Consider the following 12,175-nt stretch of genomic DNA (forward strand, 5'->3'; position numbering starts at 1 on the left):
GTTCACATCCAATAGTTAATGATAAAGATTAGAAATATAAAATCCGGTCTAGAGTACCAGCAAGCATAGCCCGCCCATTATACAGATAACGCCGATCCATCTCATTGGTCCTACCGTCTCCTTAAAAGCCCACCTTGCAATAATAAGGGTCCAGACGTAGGTTAAAGCGTTCGCAGGCAACACCACGGTTAAAGGCAGAAACTTCAGTAACACAATGTTAAGCAGTGCACCCGTTCCATAAAAACCAAGTCCGATCAGCACATGTAGTCGTTTACGACTCGTTGCGTAAAATTTCAACCCAGCCCCGCCCATCGCTCCGCATAGGGTCATCACGATTAACACAGCAATCATCCAACTATCGATCCACACTGGTTAACGTCACCCCGATTCCCAGGAGCACAACAGCCGCAAGCTTTTGTACCGTAATTTCTTCACCAAGCAAGAAATATCCATAGATTAAAGCAAAAACATAACTGGCACACATGAGCGGATAGGCTACCGAGAGCTTTTCGCGCGCGAATGCCTTAATCATCAAAATGGCTCCCATGCCGTAACATAGAAAACCCACACCCATGTAGATCCACTCCGTCAATCCCCACTTCCAGAACAATTGCCCTGTCGCCGTCAGGAAAGCAGAAGCCAGCATCAACCATTTGCCGGTGTGACGTGAACCTATTTCCCCCACGTCAACGCCTCCATCTCAGGAACACGTTTATTTACAAAATACCGCTGACGCACAAGCTGCATGACGGGAAGATCAGATAAAGAATCGGAGTAGGAGCAGGATTGCTCATAATCAATTTCCATGTTTTTCTCGGCCAAATAAGCTTGAATCCGGCGTACCTTTTCTTCTCCCTTACAATTGGCACCTTCAATGATGCAGGTATAACCATTCTCATGTCGAACAAGTTCGGTTCCGATCACATGATCGACCCAAGGGAAATTTTTGAAATACTTCATATACGCATGCGGAGAAGCCGTTACGAGCAACACGTGATATCCAGCTTCCTTCCGATGTTGCATCTCTACACTCGCCTCCGTAAATATGGAAGTTCGGAGGTGGGTATCGAAAAAATGCTCCAGGTCTTTTTCAGACATACGTTTGATTTCTTGAAAATAGGAACGTTTAACTCGTTCAACCGTCATAATACCCGCTTTGAATAGGAAGGTATGAAATGCAATGACAGGCAGACGCCATACTTGCCAAGGATAACGTCGCACACTATAAAATACAAATTGAAACATGGAGTCACTGCGTATAATCGTTTTATCGATATCAAAGATCGCAACCTTCGTTCGTTTCACCCTGATCCCCCTCTATACTAAATCTCTCTATGATCATTCGAAAATGGCAAAAATCGTAATCACACTCACTACATACAAAATAACCGTAATCAGGATAGGCTTGTCCTCAAATAAAACCCGGTCCGGTGATCCGCCCTGATTTTTCATATGGATCAGATACAAATACCGGAACATGCCATAAATCACCAGTGGAATGGTCCACATCAGATGAATAGTGCGATCTGACGTAAAGGTGAACAGTGAATAACTGATGATGGTTGCTGTCGTGACGATCGTGTTGAACTGATCCAGTAACGTTATCGAGTAATTATCCAGCACTTTACGATGTGATCCTGTGTTGCCTTCGAGCAATGTAAGTTCATTTCTCCGTTTACCAATCGCAAGGAACAGCGATAACAACATCGTGCAAATCAGAAACCAAGGGGTGAACGGCACATGAATCAATACACCACCAGCAATTGCACGAAGCACAAAACCTGCCGCAATGGTCATCATATCCAGAATAACGAGATGTTTCAGTACAAAAGAATAAGATACGTTCAGTAGGAAATACACAATGCACAATACACCGAACAACGGATTCATCACAAAAGCAGCTCCCAAGGAAAACACAAGGAGAGCCATTCCGAATACTATTGCATGTGTAGGATTAACCTGCCCTGAAGCGATTGGACGGAATTGCTTAGTCGGATGTTGCCTATCCCGTTCCCGATCTACATAGTCGTTCAGTATATACACACATCCTGCAACAAGGCTAAATAACAGAAAGCCAATCACTGTTGAAACAATGGTCTCCGTTCGGATTTCCTCAAATGAAAATAACAATGCTGCAAATAACAGCAAATTTTTTGTCCACTGTTTAGGCCTTAGCAATTTAAATAAACCAGAAACGGTTCCAGCATTACCTACAGCAGAAGACGCGGTATCTTGCCGTGATGAAAACAATAGCAATAACTCCCTTCAACAACAATTCTAACGGATTAGTCTATACAAATAACGTAAAGACTTAATCATAAGTTGCTTGGTTATTTTTGTAAAGAGGATAAAGGATATATTTTGACATAAAAAAGAGACCGTTTCCGGTCTCTTTTTACTCTTTATAGTCTATATTAACGCATGTTTGAATTAAAATTCAAACTCTACGTCACTCAGACGACGTTTGATTTCAGCAATAACACGTTTCTCTTCTTCTTCGCCACTCGCAATGAATGTAACGGAGAAACGAACAAAGTTACCTGCATCATCCCAAGGCACGGATGAAATCAGCTTCTCACGAATCAGGAATTGGGAGAAGTCTTCTCCTGACTCGAAGCGACGTCCACCGACCACACCTTTTGGTGCTTCAACATAAAGGAAGAAAGAACCTTTTGGTTTCTCTGCTTGGAAGCCCAGCTCGTTGAGTGCTGCAACCAGCATATCGTGACGGCGGGAATACTTTTCTGCAATTTTCTCCGTAATTTCAGGATGATTCAATCCGTAAGCCGCTGCCTTCTGAATCGCGATGAATTGACCGGAATCGTTGTTGTCCTTCACATCACTGAATGCTTTGACAACGAGAGGATTACCGGCTACGAAGCCAATTCTCCAACCTGTCATGTTGTAAGATTTGGAGAGAGAGTGCAGTTCTACACCTACATCTTTGGCTCCTGGTACAGAAAGGAAACTGAAAGGCTTTTTGCCATCATACGTCAATGCTGCATATGGAGCATCGTGCACAACAACGACATTGTATTTTTTCGCCCATTCAACGACCTCTGTAAAGAACTCCACTGTTGCACTAGCACCAGTCGGGTTATTTGGATAGTTCAGATAAAGCAATTTTGCACGTTTAGCGATATCTTCAGGAATAGCTGTCAGATCAGGCAAGAAGTTGTTCTCTTTGGTCAATTGAATATTGAATACTTCTCCACCCAAATATTTCGTGTGTGTGCCCATTACAGGATAACCAGGCACAGTCATAATCGTTACATCACCTGGATTAATGAAGCAAGAAGGTAACATTGCCAAAGCCGGTTTGGAACCGATGGAATGTACGATTTCTGTATCCGCATCAATACCATCCACGTTAAATACGTTTTTCAGGTAAGCAGCTGCGGCTGTTTTGAATTCAGGAATACCATTATCGGCGTACCCGCGGTTCTCTGGTTTAGCCGCTTCTGCAGCAAGTGCAGCAACGATGCCTGCGTCAGCCATCTCGTCGGGTTCACCAACCCCAAGGTCAATCAGTTCGACATCGGGAAAGTCTTTTTTGGCCGAAGCTTTCGCACGTTTGATTTTTTCGAATTTATAGATGTTCGTGTCTTTACCATAGTTGGAGCCGCCGATACGGTCGGCAAAATTAGTTTGGATATACGTTTCCTGATATTTATCGATACTCATAATGTGTTCATCTCCTCATTTTGACGCAAATTTCTCATGTTTTAATATGAAGCATTTGAGCATTCAACACCATGGACAAAATATCCGAACATTTGTACTTTCTTCAAAGGTCAGCGGCTTCTCAGCGAAGCGAGTACATCTTCCATATCCTGCGGAATCGGTGCACTGAATTCCATGTATTCTCCTGTGGAAGGATGCACAAAACCAAGTGTTGCCGCATGCAGAGCCTGTCCATTCATTTTGATACCTTTGTTCCGCCCGTACGTCGGATCACCAACAAGAGGATGACCGATAAATTTCATATGCACCCGGATCTGATGGGTACGCCCTGTTTCGAGCTTTAACTCGAGCAAGGTATAATCGTTGATGCGCTCCGTCACTGTAAAATGAGTCACTGCATGTTTGCTGTTACGTTCGGTGACTGTGTACATTTTACGATCATTCGTGTCCCTTCCGATCGGTGCATCGATGGTACCTTGATCATGACTGAGATGCCCATGAACGAGTGCAATATAACGCCTGTTCACACTGTGCTCCTTCAACTGGGCAGCTAGTGAAGCATGCGCCCGGTCGTTTTTGGCCGCCATAATCAAGCCTGACGTATCCTTGTCAATCCGATGTACGATCCCTGGACGCAGTTCTCCGTTAATACCGGAAAGATCCTTGCAATGGTACATTAGAGCGTTCACAAGTGTTCCTGATGTATGTCCCGGTGCAGGATGTACGACCAGTCCACGTTGTTTGTTAATGACAATCAGATCACTGTCTTCATAAACCACTTCAAGCGGGATATCTTCCGCAATAATCTCCACCGCAGCAGGCTCGGGAATCTGTAATACGATCTGATCTCCTTCTGACAGCTTCGCATTGGACTTCACCAGAGTACCATTGACTGTAACTGCCCCATCTGCAATCCATAGTTGCACTTGCGAGCGAGACACGTTATCTACAGCATCTGTAATATATTTATCCACACGTTCCTTCTTATGTTCAGCGGCAACGATCCATTCCATACGTTCCTCGCCATTAAATTGCTCATCGTTATTGCGTTGTTCCTCATTCAAATTACTCATGATGCTCATTCCCTTCAATCTTCGCGGCCGCTTTTTCACGACGTCCTTCCAATAATGTCTCCACAATAATCAAAGCTACCCCGATACAGATGGCCGAGTCAGCAATGTTGAAAATCGGAAACGTGTAACTCCCAAAATTAAGCTGCACAAAGTCTACAACTTCCCCCGTCAACGCACGGTCAAGGAAGTTACCAATCGCTCCTCCAAGCACTAGGCTAAGCGCTACTGGTAGCAATTTGTGCGGGGTATCTTTTACTTTTTGCAAATACCAAATCAAGGCGACAACCACAATAATGGTCACCACAATAAAGAACCAGCGTTGATCCTGCAGGATACCAAACGCTGCACCTGAATTTCGATGGGAAGTGATGACAAAAAAATTACCAATGACCGGAATTTCTTCTCTAAGCTCCATCCGGGTAGCAATCAGATACTTTGTTCCCTGATCCACTAGAAATACGATAAAAGCAAGGATATAATACACCACGTTTGTTGTCACTCCGTTCTTGTCTTTTCCAGCGATACCAAGCATTCGCCAGACTTATTTATTGTAGCACAGCTATTCAGAGATCGTCCATGACGTGGCAACCTTGCGAAGCAATATTGGCTTAGGCGGATTGGAAAAACCGATAACATTTGCCTTCTGTAATCCTGCTCCAAAAGGCACATCCTAGAATGGAGAAAAAACCGGATTCCAAATGGAATAGAAAGGGGAAAGCCATGTCACATTTTACAACCGAGCAAATGCAATCATTGCGTTCCCAGCTATTGTCAGATAAACGGGATATCGAACACCGGTTGTCAGAGAACGAACACTACGGCCTTGGAGACTCATTAAAACTACAAACAGGTGAACTGTCACCGATTGATAATCATCCTGGTGATCTTGCCACAGAGGTATATGAACGAGAAAAAGACATCTCCTTGCTGGAGCATGATGAATTTCAACTCGAACGTATTGATTCCGCCTTGCACTCGATTGAAGAAGGTCATTACGGTACATGCGCTGTCTGCCAGCAACCGATCCCTTATGAGCGTATGGAGGCCGTTCCATACACAAAGTACTGTAAAAAGCATCAACCGGAAACCATCGTTTCCGAGAATCGGCCTGTGGAAGAAGAGTTCCTCGCCCCATCATTTGGACGTACCAGTCTGGACGAGCGGGATGATCAGAATGGTTTTGACGGCGAAGACGCTTGGCAGATCGTGGAGAGTTGGGGCAACTCGAATTCCCCGGCAATGGCGGAAAACGGTAATATCGACAGCTATGATGTGATGGCTATTGAAGCTACGGAAGAGCTGGACGGCTTTGTGGAGGCTTACGAAAGCTTTGTCGCAACGGATATTTACGGTCACGATGTTTCGATTGTACGTAATCGTCAGTACCGACAATACCTGGAGAAGGGTGAGGGCTTAGGATTACTTGAACCCGACTCAGATGATGATGACACGTATTGAGTTTACAGGTGAGCCATCTACAGGCCTTATTTTTCAATACGTGTTCATATCAAGCTGCCTTTGTACGATTCGTACAATATCAGCAATATAATCTCCGACGATAGGGAGGTTTAATGCACCAAGAACCTGTAACACATAGATAATGGTGGCCGCGAAAAAAGTAAATCCGATGGCAATTCCTACACCTCTGGCTGCACCGGACAAGAGATTCAGCCCAATTAGCTTCCACGGCCGATTTAGCAATTCCGTATATTGGGCAATACGTGAACGCTCCAGCTCACTCGCAAGACGGTTGGTTAACGTATGTAATTCTTCAATTTTATCATGCGGTGTGTCCACCTTAGCTATTTCCGCTGTTTCTGTTGCACTGGACTCAGCTGACTTATCCTGTTTGCTCATGTTTCGCTCCAATCCTTGCATCAATATAGATCAAACGAACTGTTACTTTTTTAAAAAGAACTGCACAATTTAATCATTGCCCGATCTGTGGAAAAACAAACAAAAACAAATGAGCCCAGCTTCAGGAATTGCCCCTTAGCTGTGGCTCATTTATTTTAATCTTACTTATTCTTGTTCACTACGCTTCAATAAAGATTCCGATGCCTTTGCCTCCGGCTTCTACTTGCTCCATGCCATCCACCTTACCAAATGTCACGTCAGTCACCAGTACATTTTCACGCAGAACATCGTCAAATGCTTCAATAGCTGCTTGAAGATCGGCATCCACATCCAGCGTCAGGCGCACTCTTTTCTCGATTGGCAGATCCAGACGTTTACGAGTATCCTGTACCGCACGAACCACTTCACGAACCCAGCCTTCTTGCTCCAGCGCCGTTGTGATCTCTGTGTTGAGGGCTACCGTCAAACCATAACCGGATGCAGAAGCAAAGCCCGATTTAGCCTGTTTCTCAACCAGCAACTCCTCATCCGTCACCTGTAGTTCCTCGCCTTCCGGAGAAACGACGTTAAATGCACCTTCCGCTACCACTTTACGGGTCTCATCTGCCGTCATGCCTTTGAACAAGTTTTGCAGGAAACCTACGTTTTTGCCGTATTTTTTACCCGCGACTTTAAGGTTCAGCTTGAGTGTAAAATCAACAAACTCGGCATCGTTATGCTCTGTACGAATTCCTTTGACGTTGATCTCTTCCTTGATGATCTCTTCATAACTTGCCAGATCAAAGCCTTTGTCAAGGGATACGATCAACTCGGACAATGGCTGACGCGTTTTGATACCAGTCTCGTTACGAACGTTACGAGCAAGCTCAACAACGCGGCGAGCTGTTTCCATATCTTGCTCCAAAGCCGCATCGATTAATGCTTCATTCGCTACAGGATAGTCATCCATATGCACACTTTCGCCCGTTGTCAGGTTGAGGTAAATATCCTCAGCCAGCATTGGAGTGAATGGCGCAACCAGCTTCGCTGTAGTCACGAGCACTTCGGTAAGGGTACGATACGCATCCAGTTTATCCTCTGTCAAACCACTTCCCCAGAAGCGATCACGGGAACGGCGGATATACCAGTTACTGAGCTCATCTACAAAGGCTTCGATCGCTTTGGAAGAGTTCAGGTAGTCGTTCACGGACAATGCTTTTTCTACCACAAGGATCAGGCTGTTCAATCTGGACAGAATCCAGCGATCTAATTTGTGAGCAGACACTTGGAATGGATGCTCCTGTGGATCGAATCCATCGATCGTTGCGTACAGCGTCAGGAATGCATGAGTGTTCACCAGCGTATCCACCATTTTGGACTTCGCTTCTCCTACGATGCCTTTGGAGAAACGTTTGCTGTTCCACGGTGCACTGTCAGACAACAACGCCCAGCGGAATGCGTCCGTACCGTACTCCTCGATAACTTCCCAAGGATCGATAACATTACCTTTGGATTTGGACATCTTTTGGCCATTTTCGTCCAGTACGTGTCCTGTTGCCATAACAGCTTTATAAGGCGCTTTGCCTGTCAAAAGTGTAGATACCGCGAGCAGGCTGTAGAACCAGCCGCGCGTTTGGTCAATCCCTTCACAGATCATATCTGCAGGATATTGCTGCTCAAACACTTCTTTATTTTCAAAAGGATAATGTTGCTGCGCAAACGGCATGGAGCCGCTGTCGAACCATACATCGATGACTTCAGGTGTACGCTTCATTTCGTATTTGCCGCAAGAGCTGAGCACCTTCACTTCATCTACATACGGCTTATGCAACTCGAGGTTTTCCGGCACATCGCCTACCGCACGCGCACGTAACTCAGCAATGCTATGAGGAGCAAACTGTTCGCCTGTCTCTTCACACACCCAGATGTTAAGCGGTGTTCCCCAGTAACGGTCACGGCTGATATTCCAGTCCACGAGATCCTCAAGGAACTTCCCAAATCGTCCTTCACGCACATGACCCGGATACCATTCCACTTCACTATTGTTTGCAATCAACTGATCCTTGATTGCTGTTGTTTGGATAAACCAGCTGTCCATAGCATAGTAGAGAAGTGGAGTATCACACCGCCAGCAGAACGGGTAGCTGTGCTCATATTTCTCTTTGCTGAACAGACGGCCATGCTCAGACAAGTATCTCACAATGTCGATGTCGCAGTCCTTCACGAAACGACCTGCAAAATCAGTAACTTGTGCTACAAACTTGCCTTCCAGGTCAACCATGTTCACAAAACTGATGCCATTCTCACGGCAGACACGGTAGTCATCTTCACCATGTGCAGGAGCCATGTGAACAATACCCGTACCACTTGCGTCTGTAACAAATCCTGCCCCCAGAATGATGTTGGTTTTCTCGGCCTCTACGTAGTTAAATGGCGGGCTGTACGTTTTACCTACCAAGTCTGCACCTTTCAGTGCACCAATGATCTCATAATCGCCTTTGCTATCTTTCATAACTTTCTCCACCAAGTTCGTCGCCATGATATACACTTCATCATTTTGACGTACACGAGAGTAGTCCATTGCCGGGTTTACAGCAAGTGCAACGTGAGAAGGCAATGTCCAAGGGGTCGTCGTCCAGGCCAATACGAATTCGCCACTGTCATCCAGCTTGAATTTTGCCGTCGCACTCAAATCTTTAACGTCCTTGTATCCTTGTGCAACTTCATGCGAACTCAATGTTGTTTGGCAAGAAGGGCAGTATGGACTTACGCGGTGACCGCGGTACAACAAACCTTTCTCATGGATCGTCGCTAGGATGTTCCACACACTTTCGATGTAGTTGTTGTCGAGAGTGATGTACGGATTGTTCATATCCGTCCAGTATCCGATCCCTTCCGTCAAATCACGCCATTGCTGCTCGTATTCAAAAACACTTGCTTTACATTCGTTGATAAATTTCTCCACGCCATAATCTTCGATTTCCCACTTGTGGGAGATACCCAATTTTTTCTGAACTCCAAGCTCTACAGGTAAGCCGTGTGTATCCCATCCCGCTTTACGCACAACGCGGTAACCCTTCATCGTATTGTAACGTCCAACAAAGTCTTTAATTACACGACCAAGCACGTGACCGATATGTGGTTTACCATTGGCTGTAGGTGGGCCTTCATAAAATACGAAGTTCGGCTTGCCCTCCCGGTTCTCAATGGAGCGTTTAAACGTATTCTCCGTTTTCCATTTATCTAACACACGCAGTTCTCTTGCACGTGCTTTTTCTTTGACATCAACTCGTTGCATGCTGTTCGACTTCCTTTCTGTTGTTAAGATGAATCGATTGTAAAACATTAAACATACACCATCGTAGCTCATAGATTCCGCTCACCGTTTTAGAACACAAAAAAACCTCATCCCTGGAAAGGGACGAGGTTCATCTCGCGTTACCACCCTAATTCTGTTCATCACAAACCACATTCAGGTTACCCCGAGTATGCTCTGTCATCAACAGCGCTTAAGCCCCGCTAAACTACTGCAGGGTACCGTTATAACGTACGGCTTACGGTTCAGCTTACACACGGCAATGCATTCACCGCTTCAGCGTCACTTCTCCGGGAGGATATTCGGCTATAACTCATCCGTTGGTTTGCACCAGACACCAACTCTCTGAGGGATGAGATCATAACGTACTGAGCCCGTCATGGAATCACTATTCAATATGAATATAGTTATAGCTTCTTTACCCGCAAAAGTCAACCGGGCAGCAGACTAATAAATCTCTTTCATCTCCCGCTCACGGTCACGCACTTCCTGCTCACGGCTCTCCAGTGCTTCCCAGCCATCCTGTGTCAGCAATTCAAGCTGAGCTTCAACGAGCGTACGGAAACGCGCACGATAGATGGATGCCTGCTTCTTCAGTTCTTCCACTTCCAAAGCAATCTTACGGGACTTGCCAAGCGCTTCGTTAACGATTCGGTCTGCATTTTTCTCTGCTTCCTTCACAATTAACTGAGCTTCCTTCTTTGCGTTATTCTTCACATCGTCAGCAGCTTCCTGCGCAATGATGATCGTTTTGCTAAGAGTCTCCTCGATGGTAGCAAAATGATCCAGCTTCTCCTGAACGGACAGCAACTGATTGCTCAGCTCCTTGTTCTCGCGAATGACGCCTTCGTAATCTTTGATGACTTGATCCAGGAATTCATTGACTTCATCCTCGTCATACCCACGCAAGCGTCGGGAGAATTCCTTGTTATGTATGTCCAGCGGCGTTAATGGCATGCTGTCCACCTCCTGTAAAAATTCCTTCTCACTATAGAGAAGGTTTGCAGCATATGGGTTCCACCCAAGGGGCCGTAAGAAAGAAACCTGAACTGGTAACTTTTTACGGAATAGCAGAATCTGCTCTCACGATCTGCAGAGATCCACATCTTGTACTTTAATGTATATCGGAAACACCGGATATTTTTTTACCTTTACGTTTAACATTTCGACAAGAATTCGGATTATCCTGCAATAACATCAAGCAAATTTACCGATCTTTACCCGGCAACGTCCCTTTTTGGTCATTCCTTCCTGTTCAAGCACCTTAAAACGACCAAATCCTTGAATGGATACCACATCTCCTGCCTTAAGCGGCTTTGAGGGGTCTTCCACCACTTTCCAGTTCACTTTACAGCGTCCTGCTTTAATTGGAATCAGTATTTTGCTACGGCTTAATCGGTGCACATCTGCACAGATACCATCCAGTCGCATCGAGGCAACGGTAATATCTATAGTGTCCAATTTCGTCGCAGACCATTTCATCTGATTCAATGGCAGTAGTTCTGTAAATACGTGCAACCGATGCACCTGATTCAATTGAAGCGATAAAAAAGCGCCGGTCTCTGCTGCCACTACAGTATGGCAGCCATCCTCCAGCACTTGAATATCTCCAATCTTGCCTCGTTTCATCCCGAGACCGAGCAGGGAACCCATATAGTCCCCATGCTCCAGTTCCGAGATTTTCTGATCGTCAGACGTAATGCTGAGGACCTGCATCCCCATATCTTCTTCATCCAGATAACGATAATCAGGAGCAATCAATGCACGCTTACGTTCAGCAGCTTCATATCCGCCATCGAAACGAACCTGAACGTCTTGGCTACGATTGACCAAGGATTGCAGAATAAACACCTGTCTTGGATCAAGGAAATCGGTGAGCTTCATATCATGAACCTTGCTCGCCCGTTCAACCCAATCGTTGGCTTTATCTACAAAGTCCCGCTCATCATGGCTAAAATGTTCGTACATATCACCGCTCATCTATGTCACCCTAACTTAAAATGTCAAATACTGAACTATAGAGAGTAACCCAACCAGCGCCAGTCGAAGAACAAGCAACGCGACGATCGGGGAAATATCCAGCACACCGAACAGAGGCGGAATAAACCGGCGGAAAGGACTTAAGTAAGGCTCTACAAATTTGCCTAACAATTCACCGATGAAGCTCTCCCGTGCATTGGGAAGCCATGACATCAATATGTAGACAATAACCATGTAAAAATAAATCTGGTATAGCGTACCCAATATACCTTCAATCATCTGATAC

The 12,175-nt window shown here is 45.4% G+C and carries 13 protein-coding genes and 1 other annotated feature; of the genes, 1 reads left to right on the forward strand and 12 read right to left on the reverse strand.

What is annotated here, in order from left to right:
* Positions 1-48: 48 nt before the first annotated feature.
* The 7 genes from MHI38_RS07340 to lspA form a co-directional block, all read right to left on the reverse strand.
* A complete protein-coding gene (locus MHI38_RS07340; protein ID WP_090923794.1) occupies positions 49-351 on the reverse strand; it encodes an EamA family transporter in 303 nt (100 codons plus the stop codon).
* 4 nt (positions 352-355) lie between these two features.
* A complete protein-coding gene (locus MHI38_RS07345; RefSeq protein WP_090923793.1) occupies positions 356-646 on the reverse strand; it encodes an EamA family transporter in 291 nt (96 codons plus the stop codon).
* Positions 647-672: 26 nt separating this feature from the next.
* The gene (locus MHI38_RS07350; RefSeq protein ID WP_253492623.1) at positions 673-1,305 is read right to left on the reverse strand and encodes an HAD family hydrolase; all 633 of its coding nucleotides are present in this window, start codon (positions 1,303-1,305) and stop codon (positions 673-675) included.
* Between the two features lie 33 nt (positions 1,306-1,338).
* The gene (locus MHI38_RS07355; protein WP_154888140.1) at positions 1,339-2,250 is read right to left on the reverse strand and encodes a decaprenyl-phosphate phosphoribosyltransferase; all 912 of its coding nucleotides are present in this window, start codon (positions 2,248-2,250) and stop codon (positions 1,339-1,341) included.
* A gap of 180 nt (positions 2,251-2,430) precedes the next feature.
* Positions 2,431-3,684: an LL-diaminopimelate aminotransferase gene (locus MHI38_RS07360; RefSeq protein ID WP_090923739.1), complete on the reverse strand. Its 1,254-nt coding sequence runs from the start codon at positions 3,682-3,684 to the stop codon at positions 2,431-2,433.
* A 110-nt stretch (positions 3,685-3,794) separates the two neighbouring features.
* On the reverse strand, positions 3,795-4,697 hold the full coding sequence (locus MHI38_RS07365) for an RluA family pseudouridine synthase (protein ID WP_253499985.1): 903 nt from the start codon (positions 4,695-4,697) through the stop codon (positions 3,795-3,797).
* 52 nt (positions 4,698-4,749) lie between these two features.
* Complete coding sequence (gene lspA, locus MHI38_RS07370) at positions 4,750-5,244, reverse strand: signal peptidase II (protein WP_090923795.1); 495 nt, start codon at positions 5,242-5,244, stop codon at positions 4,750-4,752.
* Between the two features lie 233 nt (positions 5,245-5,477).
* On the opposite strand from lspA, the gene MHI38_RS07375 reads away from it, so the two are divergent.
* Complete coding sequence (locus MHI38_RS07375) at positions 5,478-6,215, forward strand: TraR/DksA C4-type zinc finger protein (RefSeq protein WP_154888133.1); 738 nt, start codon at positions 5,478-5,480, stop codon at positions 6,213-6,215.
* Between the two features lie 33 nt (positions 6,216-6,248).
* On the opposite strand, the gene MHI38_RS07380 is transcribed toward MHI38_RS07375, so the two are convergent.
* The 5 genes from MHI38_RS07380 to MHI38_RS07400 all read right to left on the reverse strand — a co-directional run bounded on the left by MHI38_RS07380 (position 6,249) and on the right by MHI38_RS07400 (position 12,168).
* Entirely contained in the window at positions 6,249-6,614 is a 366-nt protein-coding gene (locus tag MHI38_RS07380; protein ID WP_090923742.1) for a DUF5665 domain-containing protein, read from the reverse strand.
* A gap of 178 nt (positions 6,615-6,792) precedes the next feature.
* Positions 6,793-9,891: an isoleucine--tRNA ligase gene (ileS, locus tag MHI38_RS07385; protein WP_154888131.1), complete on the reverse strand. Its 3,099-nt coding sequence runs from the start codon at positions 9,889-9,891 to the stop codon at positions 6,793-6,795.
* Positions 9,892-10,007: 116 nt separating this feature from the next.
* Positions 10,008-10,299: a binding site (T-box leader), on the reverse strand.
* Positions 10,300-10,356: 57 nt separating this feature from the next.
* Complete coding sequence (locus MHI38_RS07390; RefSeq protein ID WP_090923744.1) at positions 10,357-10,866, reverse strand: DivIVA domain-containing protein; 510 nt, start codon at positions 10,864-10,866, stop codon at positions 10,357-10,359.
* A 240-nt stretch (positions 10,867-11,106) separates the two neighbouring features.
* The gene (locus MHI38_RS07395) at positions 11,107-11,889 is read right to left on the reverse strand and encodes a YlmH family RNA-binding protein (protein ID WP_154888129.1); all 783 of its coding nucleotides are present in this window, start codon (positions 11,887-11,889) and stop codon (positions 11,107-11,109) included.
* A gap of 15 nt (positions 11,890-11,904) precedes the next feature.
* The gene (locus MHI38_RS07400) at positions 11,905-12,168 is read right to left on the reverse strand and encodes a YggT family protein (protein ID WP_090923796.1); all 264 of its coding nucleotides are present in this window, start codon (positions 12,166-12,168) and stop codon (positions 11,905-11,907) included.
* Between the last annotated feature and the right edge of the window lie 7 nt (positions 12,169-12,175).

Source organism: Paenibacillus sp. FSL K6-1558, from assembly GCF_038002565.1.
Lineage (GTDB): Bacteria > Bacillota > Bacilli > Paenibacillales > Paenibacillaceae > Paenibacillus > Paenibacillus polysaccharolyticus.

What these genes read in the sequence shown, in the direction of transcription:
- MHI38_RS07340 (WP_090923794.1), bottom strand. Translation starts at nt 351, where the DNA reads ATGATTGCTGTGTTAATCGTGATGACCCTATGCGGAGCGATGGGCGGG.
- MHI38_RS07345 (WP_090923793.1), bottom strand. Translation starts at nt 646, where the DNA reads ATGCTGGCTTCTGCTTTCCTGACGGCGACAGGGCAATTGTTCTGGAAG.
- MHI38_RS07360 (WP_090923739.1), bottom strand. Translation starts at nt 3,684, where the DNA reads ATGAGTATCGATAAATATCAGGAAACGTATATCCAAACTAATTTTGCC.
- MHI38_RS07365 (WP_253499985.1), bottom strand. Translation starts at nt 4,697, where the DNA reads ATGGAATGGATCGTTGCCGCTGAACATAAGAAGGAACGTGTGGATAAA.
- MHI38_RS07375 (WP_154888133.1), top strand. Translation starts at nt 5,478, where the DNA reads ATGTCACATTTTACAACCGAGCAAATGCAATCATTGCGTTCCCAGCTA.
- MHI38_RS07380 (WP_090923742.1), bottom strand. Translation starts at nt 6,614, where the DNA reads ATGAGCAAACAGGATAAGTCAGCTGAGTCCAGTGCAACAGAAACAGCG.
- ileS (WP_154888131.1), bottom strand. Translation starts at nt 9,891, where the DNA reads ATGCAACGAGTTGATGTCAAAGAAAAAGCACGTGCAAGAGAACTGCGT.
- MHI38_RS07390 (WP_090923744.1), bottom strand. Translation starts at nt 10,866, where the DNA reads ATGCCATTAACGCCGCTGGACATACATAACAAGGAATTCTCCCGACGC.
- MHI38_RS07395 (WP_154888129.1), bottom strand. Translation starts at nt 11,889, where the DNA reads ATGAGCGGTGATATGTACGAACATTTTAGCCATGATGAGCGGGACTTT.
- MHI38_RS07400 (WP_090923796.1), bottom strand. Translation starts at nt 12,168, where the DNA reads ATGATTGAAGGTATATTGGGTACGCTATACCAGATTTATTTTTACATG.